The 21,388-nt window shown below is 66.0% G+C and carries 19 protein-coding genes; 10 read left to right on the top strand and 9 right to left on the bottom strand.

The features are described 5' to 3' along the window. Positions 1-7: 7 nt before the first annotated feature. Genes mmsB through GTH22_RS18515 form a run of 9 tightly spaced genes read left to right on the top strand, consistent with a single transcriptional unit; the run spans position 8 to position 9,788 of the window. The gene (gene mmsB / locus GTH22_RS18475) at positions 8-1,237 is read left to right on the top strand and encodes a multiple monosaccharide ABC transporter permease (RefSeq protein WP_252947060.1); all 1,230 of its coding nucleotides are present in this window, start codon (positions 8-10) and stop codon (positions 1,235-1,237) included. Between the two features lie 3 nt (positions 1,238-1,240). After that, on the top strand, positions 1,241-2,986 hold the full coding sequence (araD, locus tag GTH22_RS18480) for an L-arabinonate dehydratase (protein ID WP_252947061.1): 1,746 nt from the start codon (positions 1,241-1,243) through the stop codon (positions 2,984-2,986). Between the two features lie 45 nt (positions 2,987-3,031). Continuing rightward, positions 3,032-3,955, top strand: a complete 924-nt coding sequence (locus GTH22_RS18485) for a Gfo/Idh/MocA family protein (protein ID WP_252947062.1) — start codon at positions 3,032-3,034, stop codon at positions 3,953-3,955. Continuing rightward, positions 3,952-4,950, top strand: coding sequence for an aldose epimerase family protein (locus GTH22_RS18490; protein ID WP_252947063.1), 999 nt, complete (start codon positions 3,952-3,954; stop codon positions 4,948-4,950). The genes GTH22_RS18485 and GTH22_RS18490 overlap by 4 nt, the downstream gene beginning before the upstream one ends. Positions 4,951-4,964: 14 nt before the next feature. Next, positions 4,965-5,882 carry a dihydrodipicolinate synthase family protein gene (locus GTH22_RS18495; protein ID WP_252947064.1) on the top strand — a complete coding sequence of 306 codons (918 nt, stop codon included), beginning with the start codon at positions 4,965-4,967 and terminating at the stop codon, positions 5,880-5,882. Between the two features lie 8 nt (positions 5,883-5,890). Further along, entirely contained in the window at positions 5,891-7,411 is a 1,521-nt protein-coding gene (locus GTH22_RS18500) for an aldehyde dehydrogenase (NADP(+)) (RefSeq protein ID WP_252947065.1), read from the top strand. Positions 7,412-7,418: 7 nt separating this feature from the next. Then, a complete protein-coding gene (locus tag GTH22_RS18505) occupies positions 7,419-8,303 on the top strand; it encodes a 2-dehydro-3-deoxygalactonokinase (RefSeq protein ID WP_252947066.1) in 885 nt (294 codons plus the stop codon). A 43-nt stretch (positions 8,304-8,346) separates the two neighbouring features. Further along, positions 8,347-8,949, top strand: a complete 603-nt coding sequence (locus GTH22_RS18510; RefSeq protein ID WP_252947067.1) for a 2-dehydro-3-deoxy-6-phosphogalactonate aldolase — start codon at positions 8,347-8,349, stop codon at positions 8,947-8,949. Beyond that, positions 8,946-9,788, top strand: coding sequence for an SMP-30/gluconolactonase/LRE family protein (locus GTH22_RS18515; protein WP_252947068.1), 843 nt, complete (start codon positions 8,946-8,948; stop codon positions 9,786-9,788). Before GTH22_RS18510 ends, GTH22_RS18515 begins: the two co-directional genes overlap by 4 nt. Positions 9,789-9,909: 121 nt before the next feature. Here GTH22_RS18515 and GTH22_RS18520 read toward each other — a convergent pair whose 3' ends face one another. From GTH22_RS18520 to GTH22_RS18565, 9 genes are all read right to left on the bottom strand, one after another. Beyond that, positions 9,910-11,445, bottom strand: a complete 1,536-nt coding sequence (locus tag GTH22_RS18520; protein ID WP_371928369.1) for a UxaA family hydrolase — start codon at positions 11,443-11,445, stop codon at positions 9,910-9,912. Next, the gene (locus GTH22_RS18525) at positions 11,442-12,338 is read right to left on the bottom strand and encodes a dihydrodipicolinate synthase family protein (protein ID WP_252947069.1); all 897 of its coding nucleotides are present in this window, start codon (positions 12,336-12,338) and stop codon (positions 11,442-11,444) included. The genes GTH22_RS18520 and GTH22_RS18525 overlap by 4 nt, the downstream gene beginning before the upstream one ends. Then, positions 12,335-13,531 (bottom strand): mandelate racemase/muconate lactonizing enzyme family protein, encoded by a 1,197-nt coding sequence (locus GTH22_RS18530; RefSeq protein ID WP_252947070.1) that lies wholly within the window; start codon positions 13,529-13,531, stop codon positions 12,335-12,337. Before GTH22_RS18530 ends, GTH22_RS18525 begins: the two co-directional genes overlap by 4 nt. Further along, entirely contained in the window at positions 13,532-15,259 is a 1,728-nt protein-coding gene (gene araD, locus GTH22_RS18535) for an L-arabinonate dehydratase (RefSeq protein WP_252947071.1), read from the bottom strand. An 8-nt stretch (positions 15,260-15,267) separates the two neighbouring features. After that, entirely contained in the window at positions 15,268-15,390 is a 123-nt protein-coding gene (locus GTH22_RS18540; RefSeq protein WP_252947072.1) for a dihydroxy-acid dehydratase, read from the bottom strand. 12 nt (positions 15,391-15,402) lie between these two features. Continuing rightward, complete coding sequence (locus tag GTH22_RS22290; protein WP_371928370.1) at positions 15,403-17,481, bottom strand: TRAP transporter large permease subunit; 2,079 nt, start codon at positions 17,479-17,481, stop codon at positions 15,403-15,405. A gap of 92 nt (positions 17,482-17,573) precedes the next feature. Further along, positions 17,574-18,614, bottom strand: coding sequence for a TRAP transporter substrate-binding protein (locus GTH22_RS18555; RefSeq protein ID WP_252947073.1), 1,041 nt, complete (start codon positions 18,612-18,614; stop codon positions 17,574-17,576). Positions 18,615-18,904: 290 nt separating this feature from the next. Continuing rightward, on the bottom strand, positions 18,905-19,810 hold the full coding sequence (locus GTH22_RS18560; RefSeq protein WP_252947074.1) for a 5-dehydro-4-deoxyglucarate dehydratase: 906 nt from the start codon (positions 19,808-19,810) through the stop codon (positions 18,905-18,907). A gap of 9 nt (positions 19,811-19,819) precedes the next feature. Then, positions 19,820-20,536, bottom strand: coding sequence for a ribonuclease activity regulator RraA (locus GTH22_RS18565; protein WP_252947075.1), 717 nt, complete (start codon positions 20,534-20,536; stop codon positions 19,820-19,822). A gap of 118 nt (positions 20,537-20,654) precedes the next feature. Here GTH22_RS18565 and GTH22_RS18570 point away from each other — a divergent pair, with 118 nt between their 5' ends. After that, positions 20,655-21,386 carry a GntR family transcriptional regulator gene (locus GTH22_RS18570; protein WP_252947076.1) on the top strand — a complete coding sequence of 244 codons (732 nt, stop codon included), beginning with the start codon at positions 20,655-20,657 and terminating at the stop codon, positions 21,384-21,386. Positions 21,387-21,388 lie beyond the last annotated feature (2 nt).

Raw genomic sequence — 21,388 nt, forward strand, 5'->3', positions numbered from 1 at the left:
AAGACCCATGGCACTAGCTGAAAACAACGAACCCGCCTCCCAGGGCATCGGCTCCTACCTCAAGAGCAACCTGCGCGAATACGGGCTGCTGCTGGCGCTCATCGCGATCATGGTGTTCTTCCAGATCGTCACCGAGGGCACGCTACTGCGCGCGGTGAACATCACCAACCTGCTGTTGCAGAACAGTTATATCATCATCATGGCGCTGGGCATGCTCATCGTCATCGTCTCCGGCAACATCGACCTCTCGGTTGGCTCGGTCATGGGCTTCGTCGGCGCGCTGGCGGCGGTGATGATCGTCAACTGGGGCTGGAACCTCTACGCCACCATCCTTGTCTGCCTCGTGGCGGGCGGGGCCATCGGCGCGGCGCAGGGCTATTGGGTCGCCTACTGGAAGATCCCGAGTTTCATCGTAACCCTCGCCGGGATGCTGGTGTTCCGCGGCGCCTCGCTCTGGCTGCTCGAAGGCCAGTCCGTCGGCCCCTTTCCCCGCGAGTTCCAGATCATCGCCAACGGCTTCATCCCCGATCTCTTCCCCGCCGGTCTCGGTGAGGCGCTGGCCGGGCTGTTCGATGCCCGCAAGGTCAATGTCCTCGCCTTGCTGACCGGCCTCGTCGCGGCCGCCATCATCACCTGGCTCGGCATGCGCAAACGCGCCCGCAACAAGGCCTACGGCATCGAGGACGAGCCCCGCAGCTTCTTCGTCGCCCGCAACCTGATCGTCTCCGCGGCGCTGATCTTCATCTGCTACAAGCTCGCCACCTTCCGCGGCCTGCCCAACGTGCTCATCACCATGGGCGTGCTCACGATCATCTACGCCTTTATCACCGAGCAAACGACGATTGGCCGCCGGGTCTATGCCCTGGGCGGCAACGAGAAGGCCGCCAAGCTCTCGGGCATCAAGACCGAGCGGCTCACCTTCCTCGCCTTCACCAACATGGGCGTTCTCGCCGCCGTCGCCGGGCTGGTCTTTGCCGCCCGTCTCAACACGGCAACGCCCAAGGCCGGTTTCGCGCTGGAGCTCGACGTCATCGCAGCCGTCTTCATCGGCGGCGCCTCCATGTCGGGCGGGGTCGGCAAGATCGTCGGCGCCGTGGTTGGCGCCTTCCTGATGGGCGTGCTCAACAACGGCATGTCGATCATGGGCATCGGCATCGACTATCAGCAGGTCATCAAGGGCCTCGTGCTGCTCGCGGCCGTGCTCTTCGACGTCTACAACAAATCAAAGCAGGGCTGACACATGGCTTTCCAACCCGCAGACTGGCCCCGCAAACTCCGCTCGCAAGAGTGGTATGGCGGCAATTCCCGCGACACGATCTACCATCGCGGCTGGCTGAAAAATCAGGGCTACCCGCATGACCTCTTCGATGGCCGCCCGGTCATTGGCATCCTCAACACCTGGTCCGAGCTGACGCCCTGCAACGGCAGCCACGTCAAGGAACTGGTCGAAAAGGTAAAGGCCGGCATCTGGGAGGCCGGCGGCTTCCCCGTCGAGGTGCCCGTGTTCTCCGCCTCCGAAAACACCTACCGCCCCACCGCCATGATGTTCCGCAATCTCGCGGCGCTGGCAGTTGAGGAAACCATCCGAGGCCAGCCCATCGACGGCTGCGTGCTGATGGTCGGCTGCGACAAGACAACCCCCTCCCTCATGATGGGCGCCGCCTCGGTGGACCTGCCCGCCATCGTCGTCACCGGCGGCCCCATGCTCAACGGCTACTTCCAGGGCGAGCGCGTCGGCTCCGGCACCCACCTCTGGAAGTTCTCCGAGGACGTGAAGGCCGGGAAGATGACCCAGGAGGAATTCCTGGAGGCCGAGCAGAGCATGTCCCGCTCCACCGGCACCTGCAACACCATGGGCACCGCCTCGTCGATGGCCAGCATGGCCGAAGCCCTCGGCATGGCCCTCTCCGGAAACGCCGCCATCCCGGCGGTCGACTCCCGCCGCCGCGTCATGGCCCAACTCTCCGGCCGCCGCATCGTCCAGATGGTGAAGGACGACCTGAAGCCCTCCGACGTGATGACCAAACAGGCCTTCGAAAACGCCATCCGCACCAACGCCGCCATCGGCGGCTCCACCAATGCCGTCATCCACCTGCTCGCCATGGCAGGCCGCGTCGGCATCGACCTGACGCTGGAAGATTGGGACCGCTGCGGCCGCGACATCCCCACCATCGTCAACCTCATGCCCTCCGGCAAATACCTGATGGAAGAGTTCTTCTACGCCGGTGGCCTGCCCGTCGTGCTGAAACGCCTCGGTGAAGCCGGCGTGCTCCACCGCGACGCACTCACCGTCTCCGGCACCGGCATCTGGGACGAGGTCAAGGACGCCGTGAACCACAACGATGACGTGATCCTCCCCGCCGAAAAGGCCCTCACCCAGTCCGGCGGCATCGTCGTGCTCAAGGGCAACCTCGCCCCCGGCGGCGCGGTGCTCAAACCCTCCGCCGCCACCCCCGCGCTCCTGCAACACAAGGGCCGCGCCGTGGTGTTCGAGGATATCGACGACTACAAGGCCCGCATCAACGACGACGCGCTCGACATCGACGAAACCTGCATCATGGTGATGAAGAATTGCGGCCCCAAGGGCTACCCCGGCATGGCCGAGGTCGGCAACATGGGCCTGCCGCCCAAGGTGCTGAAGAAGGGCATCACCGACATGGTCCGCATCTCCGATGCCCGCATGTCCGGCACCGCCTACGGCACCGTGATCCTGCACACCTCGCCCGAGGCCGCCGCAGGTGGCCCGCTTGCGGTGGTCCAATCGGGCGACATCATCGAGGTCGACGTGGCCAACCGCCGCCTCCACCTCGACATCCCCGAAGCCGAACTCACCGAGCGCCTCGCCGCATGGTCCCCAACCCACGAGCAGCCAAAGTCCGGATACGCATGGCTGCACCAGCAGCACGTGATGGGCGCGGATACGGGGGCCGACCTCGACTTCCTCAAGGGCTGCCGCGGCAACGACGTGGGCCGGGATTCACACTGAGTAGGGTGGGTGAAACCCACCAACCGCCAAAACCGGAGACCAACCATGGAAATCGCCCTCGTCGGCATCGGCAAGATCGCGGTCGACCAGCACGTGCCCTCCATCGCCAGCTCCCCCGACTGGGAGCTGGCCGCCACCGTCTCGCGCCATGGCACGGTTGACGGCACACCCGCCTACACCGACCTCGCCACCATGCTCGACGCCCACCCTGAAATCCGCGTCGTCTCCCTCTGCGTCCCGCCCGTCCCGCGCTTTGCGCTCGCCGCCGAGGCCATCAAGGCAGGCCGCCACGTCATGCTCGAAAAGCCCCCCGGCGCGACCCTTTCCGAGTGCCACACGCTCGAACAGCTCGCCCGCCAGCACCGCGTCACCCTCTACGCCTCATGGCACAGCCGCGAGGCCGCCATGGTGCCCGCCGCAAAGGCATGGCTGGCCGACAAGCAGCTCACCAACTTCACCGTCACCTGGAAAGAAGACGTCCGCCGCTGGCACCCGGGGCAAGAGTGGATCTGGCAACCCGGCGGCCTCGGCGTCTTCGACCCCGGCATCAACGCCCTCTCCATCGTCACCGAAATCCTGCCAAACCCGATCCACCTGACCGCCGCCACCCTGGAAGTCCCCGAAAACTGCCAGGCCCCCATCGGCGCAACCCTCGCCTTCGCCCACCCCACCGCCCAGGTCCAAATGACCTTCGACTGGCGCCAGACCGGCGACCAGACATGGGAGATCGAGGCCGAAACCACCCAAGGCACCCTCAAGCTGCTCGACGGCGGCGCGCGCCTCCAGATTGACGGCGCCGAGCAGGGCGAAGACGCCGACGCGCTCAAAGGCGAATACCCGCGCCTCTACGCCAACCTCGCTCGCCTCGTCGCAGCAGGCGCGATAGACATGGACCTGGCCCCCATGCGCCACGTCGCAGACGCCTTCACCCTCGGCCACCGCACCCTCACGGAGCCCTTCCACGAATGACAGCCGAAATCTTCGCCACCACCCCCGAGGGTGACACCGTCGAGATCGTCACCCTCACCAATGGCCCCGCCACTGCCCGCGTGATGACATGGGGCGCAAGCCTGCAAGACTTCCGCCTCGAGGGCATCGAGCACAGCCTCGTCCTCGGCTCTCCGGTCTTCGAGCCCTACCGCACCCGTATGCGCAATTACGGTGCCGTCGTGGGCCGCGCCGCCAACCGCATCGCGGGCGGCCGCGCCCCACTGAACGGCGAGATCGTCCAGCTCGAAACCAACGAGGCAGGCCGCACCGCAATTCATGGCGGCACCGATGGCTGCGGCTACGTCAACTGGGCCCTCGCCGCCCACACCGACACCTCCGCCATCTTCACCATCACGCTGGCAGACGGGCAGGCGGGCTACCCCGGCAACCTCACCCTCAACGCCACCTACACGCTCGATGCCGAAGGCGCCCTGACACTCGAAATCACCGGCACCACCGACGCCCCCACCTTCTGCAACATCGCCCACCACAGCTACTGGAACCTCGACGGCACCCCCAGCCTCGATGGTCACAAGCTCCACGTCGATGCCGACAGCTACCTTGCCGTCGACGCCCACAAGATCCCGCAAAACGGCCCGATCCCCGTCGCCGGCACCCGCTTCGATTTTCGCCTGCCCCGCGCCATCACCACGCCGCAGGACGACCCCAAGCTCGATCACAACTTCTGCCTGCGCACCCCCGGCACCCAGCTTCACCCGGCCTGCACCCTCACCGCCGCAGACCTGCAACTGGAGATCGACACCACCGAGCCCGGCCTACAGGTCTATGATGGCTCCGGCCTCAATTCCGAGGTGCCCGGCCACAGCGGCGCGCCCTATGGTCCGCATGCGGGCGTCGCGATCGAACCGCAGCACTGGCCCGACGCACCAAACCACCCGGATTATCCCCAAATCACCCTTTCGCCGGGCGAGACCTACAGACAGGTATCCCGGTTCCATGTCACCCGCATCTGACGTAAGGACGACACATGCAAAGCCCACTTACCGGAATCCTCCCCGTCGCCCCCACGCCCTTCACCGCCGAAGGCGCGGTGGATGAAGAGGGGATGCGCCGCGTCCTCGATTGCATGATCGACCAGGGCGTCGATGCCATCTGCATTCTCGCCAACTATTCCGAGCAATTCGTGCTCTCGGATGAAGAGCGCGCCCTGCTCACCCGCGTCTCCATCGAGCATGTCGCAGGCCGCGTTCCGGTGATCGTCACCGTCTCGCATTTCTCGACGCAGATCGTGGTGGACCGCGCCAAATATGCCGAAAGCCTCGGCGCCTCCATGCTGATGATGATGCCCCCCTACCACGGCGTCGGCCTCGTGCCCGCCGAGGCCGGGATCATGGAGCATTTTCAGGCGGTTTCCGACGCCATCAACATCCCGATCATGGTGCAGGACGCCCCGCTTTCCGGCGTCTCCCTTCCCGTGCCCACCCTCGTGCGCATGGCCAAGGAGATCGAGCACGTCAGCTACTTCAAGATCGAAACCCCCTTCGCCGCCGACAAGCTCGCGGCCCTCATCGAGCAGGGCGGAAAGCACATCGTCGGCCCCTTCGACGGTGAAGAGGCCGTGACCCTTCTGGCCGACCTCGACGCAGGCTGCACCGGCACCATGACCTCGGCGCTCCAGCCCGAGCTGATCGGCCCTATCGTCGTCAACTATCTCGACGGCGACCACGAGGCCGCGCTCACCGGCTGGAAGCGCTGCCTGCCGCTCATCAACCACGAAAACCGCCAGTGCGGCCTCCGCGCGGCGAAAACCGTCATGATGGAGGGCGGCGTGATCGGCTCCGACCACGTCCGCCACCCCTTGAAACCGATGTCACAGCGGACAAAATCCCGCCTGATCGAACTGTCCAAAGAACTCGACCTGATCGCCCTGAAATGGGGCAAGTGAGGAGACCCATGAGCTTTACACCCAAGTCCAAGCACCTGATCGCCGGAGAGTGGCTCGACGGCCCGTCCACCTTCAAATCCGAGCCCGCCCACGGCGAGGCCTTCGACTATCCCGTCGGCACGCCCGAGCTGGTGAACAAGGCCTGCGAGGCGGCGGAAGAGGCCTTCTGGTCCTACGGCTATTCGTCCCGCGAAACCCGCGCCAAGTTCCTTGAAACCATCGCCGACGAGATCGAGGCCCGCGGTGACGAGATCACCGAGATCGGCACCTCGGAGTCTGGCCTGCCCGAGGGCCGCTTGCAGGGCGAGCGCGGCCGCACCACCGGCCAGCTTCGCCTCTTCGCGTCGCACATCCGCGACGGCCACTACCTCGACGTGCGCCACGACGCGGCGCTGCCCGACCGCGCCCCCGCGCCGCGCCCCGACCTCAAGATGGTCCAGCGCCCGATCGGGCCCGTCGCCGTCTTCGGTGCCTCCAACTTCCCGCTCGCCTTCTCCACCGCTGGCGGCGACACCGCCGCCGCGCTGGCCGCAGGCTGCCCGGTGGTCGTCAAGGGCCACTCCGCCCACCCCGGCACCGGCGAAATCGTCGCCCAGGCCATCGACGCCGCGATCAAGAAATGCGGCATCCACCCCGGCGTCTTCTCCCTGATCCAGGGCGGCAAGCGCGACGTCGGCACCACCCTCGTCGAGCACCCGCTGATCAAGGCCGTCGGTTTCACCGGTTCCCTCGGCGGGGGCCGCGCGCTCTTCGACCTCTGCGCCGCCCGCCCCGAGCCGATCCCCTTCTTCGGGGAACTCGGCAGCGTAAACCCGATGTTCGTGCTCCCCGAGGCCGCCAAGGCCCGTGGCGCCGCCATGGGCGAAGGCTGGGCCGGTTCGCTCACCATGGGCGCAGGCCAGTTCTGCACCAACCCCGGTATCGCCGTGGTCGAGAAGGGCGAGGCTGGTGACGCCTTCGTCTCCGCCGCCAAGGAGGCGCTCTCCAAGGCCGCACCCCAGACCATGCTCACCGACGGCATCGCCAAGGCCTACAAGGACGGCAAGGCCCGCTTCGATGGCCGCAACGCCGTGCAGCCCCTGCTGACCAACGAGGACGAAGGCCGCAACGCCTCCCCCAACCTCTACGAGACCGACGCCGCGGCCTACCTGCAAGACCACGCGCTCGGCGAAGAGGTCTTCGGCCCCCTCGGGCTGGTCGTCCGCGTCTCCGGCAAGGACGAGATGGAGACCCTGGCAAAGGGCTTCGAAGGCCAGCTCACCGCCACCATCCACATGGACGAAGGCGACACCGAGCGCGCCAAGGCCCTGCTCCCGATCCTCGAGCGCAAGGCAGGCCGCCTGCTGGTCAACGGCTTCCCCACCGGCGTCGAAGTGGCCGACACGATGGTCCACGGCGGCCCCTACCCGGCCTCCACCAACTTCGGCGCCACCTCTGTCGGCACCCTCTCGATCCGCCGCTTCCTGCGGCCCGTGTGCTACCAGAACATGCCCGACGCGATCCTCCCCGAAGATCTCGCCGGAGCCTGACAGGCGCATGAACGCAAGCTGGATCGCGGCCGACTGGGGCACCTCCAACCTCCGCCTCTGGGCCATCGGCTCCGAGGGGGAGGTGATCGGCCGCGAAACCTCTTCGCAGGGCATGGGCAGCCTCACGCCCGAGGGCTACGAGCCCGCGCTGCTGGCGCTGGCGGATAAATACCTCGGCCACGCCCCGACCGAGGTGCTCATCTGCGGCATGGCCGGCGCCAAGCAGGGCTGGGTCGAGGCCCCCTATGCCGCCGCCCCCTGCAAGCCCTCCGGCCTCGCGCCGGTCACGGCCCCCACCAACGACCCGCGCCTCAGCGTGCGCATCCTGCCCGGCGTCTCCCAATCCGAGCCCGCCGACGTGATGCGCGGCGAAGAAACCCAGGTCGCGGGCTTCCTCGCAGGCCACCCGGAGTTCGACGGCATCCTCTGCCTGCCCGGCACCCACTCCAAATGGGTCCATGTCTCGGCGGGCGAAATCGTCAGCTTCCGCACCTTCATGACCGGCGAACTCTTCTCGCTGCTCTCCTCGCAATCGGTCCTGCGCCACTCGCTCCACGGCGAAGGCTGGGACGAAAGCGCCTTTGCCGAGGCGGCAACCGACGCCATGTCGCGCCCCGAGCGCCTCGCCTCCTCGCTGTTCTCGCTGCGCGCCGCCTCGCTGCTCACCGGCCTGCCGCCCGCCACCGCCCGAGCGCGCCTCTCCGGCACGCTGATCGGGCTCGAACTCGCCGCCGCGCGCCCCTACTGGCTCGGCCAGCGCGTCGCCCTCATCGGCGGCCCGCTCCTCACCGAGCCCTACGCCAAGGCCCTCGCCGCGCAGGGCGTCGCCCCTGAAACCCATGATGGTGAAAACCTCGCCCTCGCCGGGCTGACCGCTGCCCGCATGCTGTAGGGTGGGTGCAACCCACCGCCCGCCCCACCACCCGGAGCCTCCCATGACCCGCAATCTCATCGCCATCCTCCGCGGCCTCAAACCCGCCGAGGCCCTGCCCGTCACCGAGGCCCTGATCGCTGCCGGGATCACCCGCATCGAGGTGCCGCTCAACTCGCCCGACCCGCTCAAGAGCATCGCCGCCATGGCCAAGGCCTTCCCCAAGGCCGTGATCGGCGCAGGCACCGTGCTGACCCCCAAGCAGGTGGTCGAAGTTTCCGCCACCGGCGCCCGGCTCGTCGTCTCACCCGATACCAACCCTCGCGTGATCGACACCACCATCGCCGCCGGGATGCTCAGTTACCCCGGCTGCATGACCCCCTCAGAGGCCTTCACCGCGCTGCGCCACGGGGCCACCGGCCTCAAGCTCTTTCCCGGCTCGCTGGTCGGCCCGGCGGGCCTCAAGGCCATGTTGGCCGTGCTCCCCGCAGGCACCGAGGTTCTCGCCGTCGGCGGCGCAGGCCCCGACAATTTCGGTGACTGGGCGGCGGCAGGCATCTCGGGCTTCGGCATCGGCTCGGCGCTCTACAAGCCCGGCGACACCCCCGCGCAGGTGGCCGAAAAGGCCGCTGGCATCGTGGCCGCCTACGACGCGGTGATGCCATGAGCGCGGTCTACGATGCCCGCGCCTGCCGCCTCGGCGAAGGCCCGCTCTGGCACCCGCTGCGCGCACAGCTTTTCTGGTTCGACATCCTCGGCAACCGTCTGCTGACCCGGGGCGAGGATGGCCCGCACGAATGGACCTTCACCGAGCATGTCTCCGCCGCTGGCTGGATGTCGGAAGAGGTGCTCTTCATGGCCTCCGAAACCGAGCTTTTCACCTTCGACCTCGCCACCGGCGTGCGCGAGTCGGTGCTGCCGCTCGAGGCCGACAACGCCGTAACCCGCTCCAACGATGGCCGCGCCGACCCGATGGGCGGCTTCTGGATCGGCACCATGGGCAAGAAGGAAGAGGCCGGGGCAGGGGCGATCTACCGCTACTGCAAGGGCGAGCTGCGCCAGCTCTACAGCGGCATCACCGTCAGCAATTCCATCTGCTTCGCCCCCGGCGGGCGGCTGGCCTATTGGGCCGATACCGTGACCCAGCGCATCATGAAGACCCCGCTCGACGCCGAGGGCTGGCCCGCAGGCGAGCCGGAGGTCTTCGTGGATCTCACCGCCGAAGGCCTCTACCCCGACGGCTCCGTGGTCGACAGCGAAGGTGCCCTCTGGAACGCCCAATGGGGGTCTGCCCGCGTCGCCCGCTACCTGCCCGACGGCAGCTTCGACCGGGCAATCCCGGTGGGCGGCGACAAGTCGAGCTGCCCCGCCTTCGGCGGCGAGGGCCTTACCACGCTCTACGTCACCACGGCCTGTGGCGGCATGAAGAAAGACGGCAAGCAGGGCGTCACCTACATGGCCCCCGCCGGCGTCGCCGGCCTCCCCGAACCCAAAGTGATCCTGTAGGGCGGGACTTGTCCCGCCACCCCGGCGGCCCGCGCCAGCGCCCCCGCAGCACGTCATCCTCGGGCTCGACCCGAGGATCTCATCCCTCAACAGAACTTCCGGTCATACCGGAGAATGGCGCTCAGCCCGTCACCCCAATCGGCCAGGGCGCAAACTCCTCCTCGCCCACCCCCAGCGCCTCGGACTTCGACTTCTCTCCGCTCGCCACCGCCAGCATCTTCTCGAAAATCTCCTGCCCCACCTCGTCCAGCGACTTGTCGCCGTCGATCACCGTGCCGCAGTTCACATCCATATCGCCCGTCATCCGGCCATACATCGGCGTATTCGTCGCCAGCTTGATCGTCGGCGCAGGCATCGAGCCAAAACAGCTCCCCCGCCCGGTGGTGAAGCACACCAAATTCGCCCCACCCGCAATCTGCCCGGTCGCGCTCACCGGGTCGTAGCCCGGCGTATCCATGATCACGAGCCCCTTCTCCAGCACCGGATGCGCATATTCATACACCGCATTGATCCCCGTCGAGCCGCCCTTCTTCGAGCCACCCAGCGACTTCTCGATCACATTGGCCAAACCACCGGCATTGTTGCCCGGCGAAACCCGCCCGTTCATCTGCACATCGCGGCCCTCGTTGTACTTCAGCCACCAGTTGATCCGCTCGATGAACTTCTGCCCCACCTCCGGCGTCTTCGCCCGCGCCGTCAGCGTATGCTCCACCCCGTAAAGCTCCGGCGTCTCGGACAGGATCGCCGTGCCCCCGTGCTTCACCAGAATATCCACCGCCTTGCCGAGCGCCGGATTGGCACTCAGCCCCGAAAACCCGTCCGACCCGCCGCACTGAAGCCCCACCATCAGATGCTCCGCGCTGCACGGCTCCCGCTCGATCGCATTCGCCTCGTCCAGCATCTCCCGGATCACCCGCTTGCCTTCCTCGACAGCCGCCGCCGTGCCGCCCACATGCTGCATGGTGATCGCCCGCAGCATCTTGCCGCTCTCCAGCGACTCCTTCTCGAAGAACTCCCCCAGATTGTTCCGCTCGCACCCGAGCGAACACACTAGCGCCCCCGCCGTATTCGGATGCCGGATATACCCCGCCAGCGTCCGTCGCAGCAGGTCCATCGGCTCGCCGGTCATCTCCATGCCGCAGCCCTGCTGGTGAACAAAGGCCACCACGCCATCGACGTTCGGCCACTTCTCCAGCCGCTCCTCGTCGAAATAGGCAGAAATCTTCCGCGCCACCGTGGCCGAGCAGTTCACCGTGATGAAAATCCCGATGTAGTTGCGCGTGCCAATCCGCCCGTCCTTCCGCCGGATCCCCATGAACCGCGCGCGCTCCTCTTCGGGCAGCACCGGCGTCTCCACGTAATCCTTTGAAAAGCGGTAGTCTTTCTGAAAGTCATCCACGAGCACGTTGTGCGAATGCAGCCACGTCCCCGGCGCAATATCCTCGCCCGCAAAGCCGATGATCGTCGCGTATTTCAGCACCGGCTCGCCCTTGCGGATCGCCCGCGTCGCAATCTTGTGGCCCAGCGGCACGTCGTGCAGCGTCACCACGCCCTCGCTCGCCACCGTGGTCCCGGCAGCAATCTCGACCCGTGCCACAACCACGTTGTCGGCCTCGTCCAGCCGGATCACCGGCGATTTTTCCATCACGTCGCTCACAGCAACCCCGCCTCTTTCATGAAGCCCCGCAAATCCGCCGCCTGTCGCTCGGTCAGCCCGCTCGCCCCCGGCGGCCTGCACGCCCCGCAATCCATTCCCTGCGCCGCCAGCGCGGCCTTCACGCCGGTCACGTTGGTGCCGCCCATCTCCTCGGCGCGAATGTCTTCGAACACCCGCATCCCCTCGATCAGCCGCCCGGCCTCGGGGTAGTCCCCCGCCGCCAGCGCATCACGGATCGCCACCGACCGCTCCGGCCAGACGTTGATCAAACCGCTCGTGAACCCCCGCGCGCCCATCGCATACATCGGCGGCGCCCAGACCTCGGCCAGCCCCGCAACCCAGATCACATCCTCCGGGCTCTCCTCGATGGCGCGCGACAGGTTCAGCGCATTGGTCGTCGCCCACTTCACGCCTGCAACGCCCGGAATCGAACAGATATCTGCAATCGCCTTCGGCCCCATCCCGTCGTTGCGCAGGTAGAGCATCACCGGCAGCCCGTCGCCCGCATCCACCACGCGCCGCACATAATCGGCATAACCACGGGGCGACACGAACGGATCAGGAGTCTGGTGGATCATCAGCGCATCCGCCCCGGCCTTCGCGGCATGCTTCGCCGCCCGCTCCGCCTCGCGGATGCTCCGCCCGATCCCGGCAAACACCGGCGCGCGCCCATCGACCATTTCCACCACCGAAGAGCACATCCGCGCCGCCTCGGCCTCTTCCAGCGAATAGAACTCGCCGGTATTCCCGTTCACCACTAGAATATCGACACCCGCGCCAACCGCCCGGTCGATGATCGGCACCAGCTTTTCCGGGGCAATCTCGCCCGCCTCGTCATAGGGCGTCACCAGAATGCCGGAAATCCCGGCCAGCGCCTCTCTCACACGGCTCATGCCGCACCTCCAAAGTTCTGCTCCGCCTGCGTCCAGCCCCGCGCCTGATCGCTCAGGGTAAAGCCCAGCCCGGGACGGTCGGGCACATGCATCTTGCCGCCCGAAATCTCCAGCCGCTCGTCAAAAAGCGGCTCCCACCATTCAAAATGCTCCACCCAACCCTCGCTGCCAAAAGCGGCAGCGGCGTGAATATGCAGCTCCATCACCATATGCGGCGCCAGTTCGATCCGCGCCGCCTCAGCCATGGTCATGACCTTCAGCATCGGGGTGAACCCGCCAATCCGGCACACATCCACCTGTGAAACATCGCAGCCGCCCTTGCCGATCAAGTCAAAGTGCTCCTGCGGCGAGGTCAGCATCTCGCCGGTCGCCACCGGGGTCGCCAGCGCCCGTGCCAATTCGGCGTGGCCGTCAAAATCCCATGCGTCCAGCGGCTCCTCGATGAAGGCCAGTCCCATGCCATCCACCACCCGGCCGAACTGCAAGGCATAGGCGCGGTCCCACTGCTGGTTGGCGTCGATCATCAGGGCGATCTCTTCGGGCAAATGCGCCCGCATCGCGTCGATCCGCTTCAGGTCTTCCTGCCCGTCCGGCTGGCCGACCTTCATCTTGATCCCGCCGATCCCGCGCGCAATCGAGGCCTCCGCCGCCGCCTTCATCTCGTCAATCGACGCCTGCAAATACTGCCCCGACGAATTGTAGATCCGCACCGAATCCCGATGCGCCCCGAACAGCTTGGCGAGCGGCAGCCCCGCCCGCCGCGCCTTCATGTCCCAAAGCGCCACGTCAAACGCGCAGATCGCCTGATAGCTCATCCCGCCGCGCCCCAGCGAAATCCCCTGCCACGCCAGCCGCTCCCAGATCCGCGAAATATCGTTCGGGTCTTGCCCGATCACGAAAGGCGCCAGCTCGCAGCCCAGCGCATACATCCCCGCGCCCCCGGCGCGCAGCGTGTAGGAAAACCCGAGGCCCTTGTGCCCCTCGGCGCTCACCACTTCCACCATCAGCAAGTCCAGCGCCGCCAGCGGGCTTTGCCGCCCGGTCAGCACCTTGGCATCGCTGATCGGCTTGTCCATCGGCACGACCACGTGGCGCAGGGTCAGGCTCTCGATGCTGTCGCATTGAAACCGCGGCTTGTGCCCCGCCAAAGGAGGCCGCGCGGCAATGCGCCGCTCGCTCAGGTCGAGTGCCATCTAGTTGATCTCCGGCTCGGGAACGGGGGCACCGAAATCGGTGCGCAGGTAGTCGAAATCGCAGCCCTTGTCGGCCTGCTCGATATGCTGGGAGAACATCGCGCCATAGCCGCGCTCGTAGCGCGGGGCAGGGGGCTGCCATGCCGCCTTCCGCGCGGCCAGCTCCTCGTCGGACACTTCCATTTCCAGCTTCCGGCCCGGAATATCCAGCACCACCATGTCGCCCGTCTTTAGCAGTGCCAGCGGTCCGCCCACATAGGCTTCCGGCGCGATGTGCAGCACGCAGGCGCCATAGCTGGTGCCGCTCATCCGCGCGTCACTCATCCGCACCATGTCGCGGATGCCCTGCTTCAGCAGCGCCTTCGGCATCGGCAGCATCCCCCACTCCGGCATCCCCGGCCCGCCCTGCGGCCCGGCGTTGCGAAGCACCAGAACGGTGTCGGCGGTCATCGGGTAGTCTTCATCGTTGATGATCTTCTTCAACTCGGCGTAGCTGTCGGCCACCAGCGCCGGTCCGCGATGCTGGTAGAAATCCGGGTTGCAGGCAGCGGGCTTGATCACCGCGCCATCGGGCGCAAGGTTGCCCTTCAGCACCGCGAGGCTCCCCTCGTGATAGACCGGATTGCTCAAGGGCCGGATCACATCGTCATTGAAGTTCTTCGCGCCCGCGATGTTCTCGCCAATGCTCTTGCCGGTCACCGTCATCGCGCCCAGCTCCAGCTTGTCGCCCAGCTCGTTCATCAGCGCAGGCAATCCGCCCGCATAGAAGAAATCTTCCATCAGGTACTTGTCGCCCGAGGGCCGCAGGTTCGCCAACACCGGCACCTCGTGGCCGATCGCGTCAAACTCGTCCAGCGTCAGGTCGATCCCGGCGCGCCGCGCCATCGCCAGCAGGTGGATGACCGCATTGGTCGAGCACCCCGTCGCCATCGCCACCCGCACCGCGTTGCGCGTCGCTTCCCATGTGATGATCTTCTCCGGCGTCAGGTCCTCCCAGACCATCTCCACCGCCCGCCGCCCGCTCGCCGCCGCCATCCGCTTGTGCCCCGCATCGGGCGCCGGAATGCTCGACGCGCCGGGCAGACAAAGCCCGAAGCCTTCCGCAATCGACATCATCGTCGAGGCCGTGCCCATCGTCATGCAGGTGCCGTAGCTGCGGGCAATCCCGCCCTCCACGCCGTCCCACTCTTCCTTGCCGATGGTGCCCGCGCGCCGCTCGTCCCAGTACTTCCACACGTCGGTGCCCGAGCCGAGCTGCTTGCCCGCGTAGTTGCCGCGCAGCATCGCGCCCGCGGGCATGAAGATGAACGGCAACCCCATCGAGATCGCGCCCATCACCAGCGCCGGGGTGGACTTGTCGCAGCCGCCCAGCAGCACCGCCCCGTCGATCGGGTGCGAGCGCAGCACCTCCTCCACCTCCATCGCACCGAAGTTGCGATAGAGCATCGAGGTCGGCTTCAGAAACTGCTCGGAGAAGCTCTGCACCGGCATCTCCACAGGCATCCCGCCCGCCTGGTAAACCCCCTTCTTCACGAACTCCGCACGGTCGCGCAGGTGGTGGTGACAGGGGCTCAGGTCCGACCAGGTGTTGATGACGGCGATGACCGGCTTTCCCTCCCAGTCGTTGCCATCCAGCCCCATCTGCCGCGCACGCGAGCGGTGGCCCATCGAGCGCAGGTCATCGGGGGCGAACCATCGGGCGGAACGCAGGTCTTCAGGCTTCTTCATGGCGGGCCTCAGGAGATGGGTTGAGCGAAGGTGAACATCAGCACGATGATGATAACCGCCAGGGCTATGCCACCGACCCAGGGCCAGATTCCATAGCCGTTGATGTCGTCATGGGAGTCGCGTCCGATCATTTGGGTCTCTCCTCAGTTCAGCAGTTCGGGCAGCCACAGGGCGATCTGCGGGAAGAACATCACCAGCAGAAGTCCGGTGATCTGCAGCGCGATGAAGGGCAGCACCGAGATGAAAATCTCCTGCAATGTCACGTCCTTGGGGGCCACCGACTTCAGCCAGAAACAGGCCGGGCCGAAGGGCGGCGACAGGAAGTAGATCTGGATGTTCATCACGAAGAGGATGCCGAACCAGATCTTGGCCTGATCTTCGGTCAGCCCCAGCTCGGGTGCAAGGGTCATCACCACCGGCGCGAAGACCGGCACGGTGATGAGCACGATGGCGATCCACTCCATGAAGGTGCCGAGCACCATCAGGATCAGCATCATCACCAGCACCGTCCCCATGGCCGAGAGGCCAAGGTCGAGGAACAGCGAGCGCATGAATTCGCCCCCGCCCACCAGGTTGAAGATGCCCACAAAGCTCACCGCCCCGAGCACCAGCCAGATGATCGTGCCCACCGTGGCCATCGTGCCCAGCATGGCCGCGCTCAGCACGTCCCACTTGAACTTGAAGCGCACGGCAGCCACGAAGAGCGCCCCGATGCAGCCCACCGCGGCGGCCTCGGTCACCGAGGCCACGCCGCCATAGATCGAGCCCATCACCGCCGCGATCAGGATGATGCAGAGCACCACCGCGATCATCCGCTCGCGGGTCAGCTTCTGCTCCCGCCCGGTGATCGCCGCCACTTCCGAGGCGGTCGGGGCGAGGGAGTGGTTCAGGTTCACCCGGATCAGCACGTAGCTGGCGTAGAACACCGCCAGCATGATGCCGGGGATTGCGCCGGCCATGAACAGGTCGCCAATGCCGACCTCCGCCGACAGCCCGTAGACGATCATGATGATCGAGGGCGGGATCAGCGTGGCCAGGGCCCCGGCCGCACAGATCAGGCCGATGGCCAGCTTCCGGTCGTAGCCGAGCCGAAACATCTGTGGCAGGGCGACAAGGCCGAGCATCACGATCTCGCCCCCCATCACGCCCGACATGGCGGCAAGGATCACCGCCACCACGGTCGTCTGCACGGCCACACCGCCGCGCAGGTTGCCGGCAAAGATGCTCATCGCGTCAAACAGGTCTTCGGCAATCCCGGCCCGCTCGAGGATCGAGGCCATCAGCACGAAGAACGGAATGGCCACGAGGCTGTAATGCTCCAGCAATCCAACCGCGTTGGAGCTGACCAGAAACAACCCGCGCGGACCAAAGAAACCCACCGCCATGATGACCGACACGATCAGCGTGACGATGCCCAGCGGCATGCCGGTCATCATCAGCGCGATCAGCATCACCACCATGATGACCGAGACCGTGCCCAGATCCATCGCGCGCATGTTCAGCGCCTTGGACGGGTCCATCGCCTGGCCGATCGAAGCGAAGAAGTCGCTCACCACCTCCGCCGGGTGCCAGCCAATGGCATGGGCCATGAAGGCGGCGACAAAGTAGACCACGAAGAAAACCGCAACCACCTTCACCAGCATCTTCGCCCAACCGGACGACAGGTGGCGGTGCAGGTTCACCATGAGCTGCGACAGGTACATGAAGGCGCCGATGGTCATCAGGCCCTTCATCATCATCGGCAGCGGCGAGTTGAAGGCAGAGCCCGACTTTTCGATCCGGGCAACCGAGTCATAGGCCCGCACGGAAGAGTCCGTCAGCAGCATATAAAGCGCAACGACCCCCACCAGCATGGCGAAGAGATCGAGCCACCAGCGGGTGGTGGGCGAGCCGAGCGAATGCACGACCGTAATGGCAATATGGCGGCGCTTCAGGGTGATGTAACCGGCCGAAAGCATCCAGGCCGAGGCGCAGAGCACCATCACCGTTTCAAAGGCCCAAAGGGTCGGGGCGTTCAGCAGGTAGCGGCTGAAGACCTCGTAAAGCGTGGCAAGCGCGGCGACGATGTAAAAGGTCGAAACGCCAATGCCCATCATGTGGCTGAAGGTGTCGACCGGGCCGTAATCGGCCATCGCCACATCAGGCTGTTCATCCTCGTCCGGTGCCTTGCCCGAAACTTCGAGGTTCGCGTGCTCGAGCCGCTCCTCATACTCCTGCGACATGCCTCGCTCCCCGCCTGCCTGATGTCTGTAAAATCAATGCTGTAGCTGCGCCCGCCTCCTCCCGGCGGGCGCAACCAAGTGGTCTGTCTGCCTCAGAGCAGCCCGGCTTCTTTCATGAAGGCCACGTGGCTGTCGTAGACTTCCTGCGCCAGCTCCGACTGCTTGGCGAAGTCGGCCCAGGCTTCCTGTGCCACGACCCGCATCTTGTCGCGCTCTTCCTGGGGCCAGTCGATGACCTCAAGCTCACCGGCGGCCTTGTCGCGGGCCACAAGCTGGCGGTCGAGCCGGTCAAAGTAGACCCGCAGACCGTTGTAGGCGGCCACATACCAGGTTTCGATCGCCACGCGCTCGGCTTCGCTCATCTCGTCCCAGGCCTGCTGGCTCACGGTGAACTGAAGGATCGGGGTGGAGTGGATGCCGGGGAAGATCGGGTACTTGGCGACCTTGTGCATCCCGTTGGCGTCGTTGTTGGCGTAGGCCGAGTTGTCGGCCGCGTCGATCACGCCCTTCTCCAGCGCGCCGTAGGTCTCCGAGCCGGACATCGACACGGGGGCCGCGCCGAGGCGCTTGAACACGTCGGCCGCAAGGCCCTCGGGCGAGCGCACCTTCACGCCCTTGAAGTCGTCGACGCCACGGATCGGCACCTTGGACACAAAGGCCTCGCGGGCATAGGCGCCGCAGCCAACCACGTGCACGCCGGGGTAGTGGGCGTCCATCAGCTTCTGGAGCATCTCCTTGCCGCCGCCCTGCGCGCAATAGGCCTGGATCTGGTCGGCGCTGTCATAGCCCGCAATCAGGTCGCCCATCAGCGCGAAAGCCGGGTCGATGCCGGCGAAGTAGTTGATCGAGGTCAGGTCGCCATCAAGGATGCCGACGCCGATCGCCTCGGGGGTCTCGCGGCGCGGCACAACCGCGTCCACCGGCAAAAACTCGATGCCCAGCGAACCGCCGGTCATCTGTTCGAGCTTCGGCACCCATTCCTCGTTGAGATAGGCCAGCGACGCATGGGATGCGTTCGAGCTGGTCTGGATCTTCAGCGTCTTTTCCGCCGCCATCGCGCCGGTGGCGATTGCGCTCACCACGGCGGCAATTGCCAGTCCGCTGACGGATTTCGCCAGTCTGTCGAGTGTCATGTGGTCTCCTCCCAAGTTGACCGTTACGGGGCCGCGTCTATGGCCTCCACCATGCGCGACTCGCTTACTGATATATTAGTGGGCTAATTGCGGCAACCCTTCTGGCGCGTCGAGCCGGCCGGTCGGGGGCCAGAGGTTACCAAAGGGAAGGGCCGCCGTGCCTTGTGGCAACGAAGCGGCCCTTCGCAAGTGTGTCAAAAAATGTATGCACGGGGTGTGCACGGGTTGTGCACGGGATGTGACATGCGGTTATTCGGCCCGCCGGGCCCGTTAACCCGGCGGGACGGTGCCTATTTCCGGCCCGAGATCAGCTCTTCCATCAGCCCCATTTCCTCCTCCGTCAGGTCGGTGAGCGGGCTGCGCACCGGCCCGGCCTCAAAGCCCCTGAGCCGCACGCCCGCCTTGATCGCGCTCACTGCATAGCCGGTCTTGCGGTCGCGGATCTTGGCGAAGGGATAGTAGAACTCCCGCAGCATCTGCTCGCATTTGGCATCGTCGCCCGCGGTGAAGGCCGCGTGGAATTCCAGCGCCGTTTCGGGCACGAAGTTGAACACCGCCGAGGAGTAGGTCGGCATCCCCGCGCCCCGGTAGGCCTGTGCGAAAAGCTCGTGGGTGGGCATCCCGCCGATGTAGCTCAGCCGGTCGCCCATCCGCACGGTGATGCGGCGCACGGTGTCGATATCGCCGGTGCCGTCCTTGAAGCCGATCATGTTGGGGCAGTCGTCCGCCAGCCGGGCAATCATCTCTTCCGTCACCCGCGCCTGGCCCCGGTTGTAAACGATCACCGCCATCTTGGTGGCCTTGCAGACCGCACGGATATGGGCCTCGATCCCCTCCGCCGGCGCGCCGATCAGGTAGTGCGGCAGCAGCAGAATGCCATCGCCCCCGGCCGCCTCGATCCCCTGCGCCAGTTCGCAGGCCATCCGCGTGCCATAGCCGCACCCGGCAATGATCGGCTGGCCCGGCTGGGCCTCCTTGGCCACCTTCACCACGTCCACAATCTCTTGTGGCGTAAGCGAAAACATCTCGCCCGTGCCGCCCGCCACGATCAGCCCGGCGACCTCGTAGTCGCTCAGCCACTCCAGATGCTTGCGGAACGGATCGGGCGCAAAGCCACCATCGGCGCCAAAGGGCGTGACCGGAAAGGAGAGAAGGCCGGTCTTGATGCGGGCCTGAAGGTCTTTGTTGTCGAGCATGTCGTGTCCTCAGCGATTGTTCTCTTTGCGCCAAGTCTCGAACTTGGCCAGGTTCTCTTCCTTGGTGGCCGGGTAGAGGCCGATGATGCTTGCACCGCCCTTCACCTGCTCCACCACGAAATCTTCATAGGCGGTCATTTCCACCGCCTCGGCGCTCACCTCCTCCGCGATCTCCGCGGGGATGACGATCACGCTGTCGTCGTCGCCCACCATCACGTCGCCGGGAAAGACGGCGACATCGCCGCAGCCGATCGGCCCGTTGATCTCGATGGCTTCGTGCAGCGTCAGGTTGGTCGGGGAGGAGGGGCGGGTGTGGTAGGCCGGGATGTCGAGCGCCCCGATGGTGCCCGCATCGCGAAAGCCGCCATCGGTCACAACGCCCGCGCCGCCACGCACCATTAAGCGGGTGATAAGAATATCCCCCGATGATGCAGCCCGCGGGTCCTTGCGGCTGTCCATCACCATCACATGGCCTTCCGGGCACTGCTCGATGGCCTGGCGCTGCGGGTGGTTCGGGTCACGGAAAACCGCCAGCGTGTTCCGATCCTCCCGCGCTGGAATATACCGAAGCGTAAACGCCGGCCCCACCATATTGCGCCCCTTCGCAGCCACCGGGCGTACATCCTGCAGCACCTGGTTGCGCAGCCCGCGCTTGTAGAGCGCGGTCGCAAGGGTGGCGACGGAGACGCCCATCAGGCGCTCACGGATCTCCTCAGTGAATGACATGGCGCAATCTCCCGTGCTTGTCCGCGTGTCGGGGAAACTGATATATTAGTGTCTCCGGTCTTGCAATGGGCCGTGGAGCTTGGCAAAATGCCGCGATTGCTGGGGTGTGACCGCTAACATGAACGACCAGAGCACATTCTCCGATGTCATCGCCCGACTCGGAATCGGCCCCGATGGGCGCGGCGCGCCGCAAACCGCCGCCGCCCGCACACTCGATTCCCTGCGCCGCCGCATCATCTCGCTCCAGCTTCCGCCCGACACGGTGCTCACCCGCAACGAGCTGGCCCGCGAATACGGCGTCAGCCAGACCCCGCTGCGCGACGCGCTGCAGAAGCTCGAGACCGAGGGGCTGGTCGATATCTTCCCCCAAAGCAAAACCCTCGTCACCCGGATCAATCCCGACGAGATCGAAGAGGCCCATTTCCTGCGCCGTTCCGTCGAGATCGAGGTGGTCCGCAAACTGGCCACCGAAGGCGTCGGCGAAAACACCCTGACCCGCCTCAAGACACTGGTTTCCATGCAGGAAATGGTCGTCGCCAATGGCGATGACATCGGCGCCTTCCAGGACATCGACGATGCCTTCCACCAGGCCCTGCTCTCGGCGGCGGGCTATGGCGGGCTGCACCTGCTGATCCGCTCGCGCTCGGGCCATCTCAACCGGCTGCGGCGGCTCGACATGTGGGATGAGGAGAAGGTCACGCGCATCATCCGCGAGCACCGCGAGATCATCGCAAAGCTCGATGGCGGCGATGCCGAAGGGGCCGTGGCCGCCGTCCGACAGCACCTCAGCCAAACCATCACCCGCCTCGACAGGTTGCGTGCCGCGCATCCCACCTACTTCCCTGAATAGCT

It is taken from the genome of Oceanicola sp. 502str15 (genome assembly GCF_024105635.1).
Classification (GTDB): Bacteria; Pseudomonadota; Alphaproteobacteria; order Rhodobacterales; family Rhodobacteraceae; genus Vannielia.

Bases quoted from the DNA above. Each gene is read 5' to 3' on its own strand.
- mmsB (WP_252947060.1), top strand. From the start codon at position 8: ATGGCACTAGCTGAAAACAACGAACCCGCCTCCCAGGGCATCGGCTCC.
- araD (WP_252947061.1), top strand. From the start codon at position 1,241: ATGGCTTTCCAACCCGCAGACTGGCCCCGCAAACTCCGCTCGCAAGAG.
- GTH22_RS18485 (WP_252947062.1), top strand. From the start codon at position 3,032: ATGGAAATCGCCCTCGTCGGCATCGGCAAGATCGCGGTCGACCAGCAC.
- GTH22_RS18490 (WP_252947063.1), top strand. From the start codon at position 3,952: ATGACAGCCGAAATCTTCGCCACCACCCCCGAGGGTGACACCGTCGAG.
- GTH22_RS18495 (WP_252947064.1), top strand. From the start codon at position 4,965: ATGCAAAGCCCACTTACCGGAATCCTCCCCGTCGCCCCCACGCCCTTC.
- GTH22_RS18500 (WP_252947065.1), top strand. From the start codon at position 5,891: ATGAGCTTTACACCCAAGTCCAAGCACCTGATCGCCGGAGAGTGGCTC.
- GTH22_RS18505 (WP_252947066.1), top strand. From the start codon at position 7,419: ATGAACGCAAGCTGGATCGCGGCCGACTGGGGCACCTCCAACCTCCGC.
- GTH22_RS18510 (WP_252947067.1), top strand. From the start codon at position 8,347: ATGACCCGCAATCTCATCGCCATCCTCCGCGGCCTCAAACCCGCCGAG.
- GTH22_RS18515 (WP_252947068.1), top strand. From the start codon at position 8,946: ATGAGCGCGGTCTACGATGCCCGCGCCTGCCGCCTCGGCGAAGGCCCG.
- GTH22_RS18525 (WP_252947069.1), bottom strand. From the start codon at position 12,338: ATGAGCCGTGTGAGAGAGGCGCTGGCCGGGATTTCCGGCATTCTGGTG.
- GTH22_RS18530 (WP_252947070.1), bottom strand. From the start codon at position 13,531: ATGGCACTCGACCTGAGCGAGCGGCGCATTGCCGCGCGGCCTCCTTTG.
- araD (WP_252947071.1), bottom strand. From the start codon at position 15,259: ATGAAGAAGCCTGAAGACCTGCGTTCCGCCCGATGGTTCGCCCCCGAT.
- GTH22_RS18540 (WP_252947072.1), bottom strand. From the start codon at position 15,390: ATGATCGGACGCGACTCCCATGACGACATCAACGGCTATGGAATCTGG.
- GTH22_RS22290 (WP_371928370.1), bottom strand. From the start codon at position 17,481: ATGTCGCAGGAGTATGAGGAGCGGCTCGAGCACGCGAACCTCGAAGTT.
- GTH22_RS18555 (WP_252947073.1), bottom strand. From the start codon at position 18,614: ATGACACTCGACAGACTGGCGAAATCCGTCAGCGGACTGGCAATTGCC.
- GTH22_RS18560 (WP_252947074.1), bottom strand. From the start codon at position 19,810: ATGCTCGACAACAAAGACCTTCAGGCCCGCATCAAGACCGGCCTTCTC.
- GTH22_RS18565 (WP_252947075.1), bottom strand. From the start codon at position 20,536: ATGTCATTCACTGAGGAGATCCGTGAGCGCCTGATGGGCGTCTCCGTC.
- GTH22_RS18570 (WP_252947076.1), top strand. From the start codon at position 20,655: ATGAACGACCAGAGCACATTCTCCGATGTCATCGCCCGACTCGGAATC.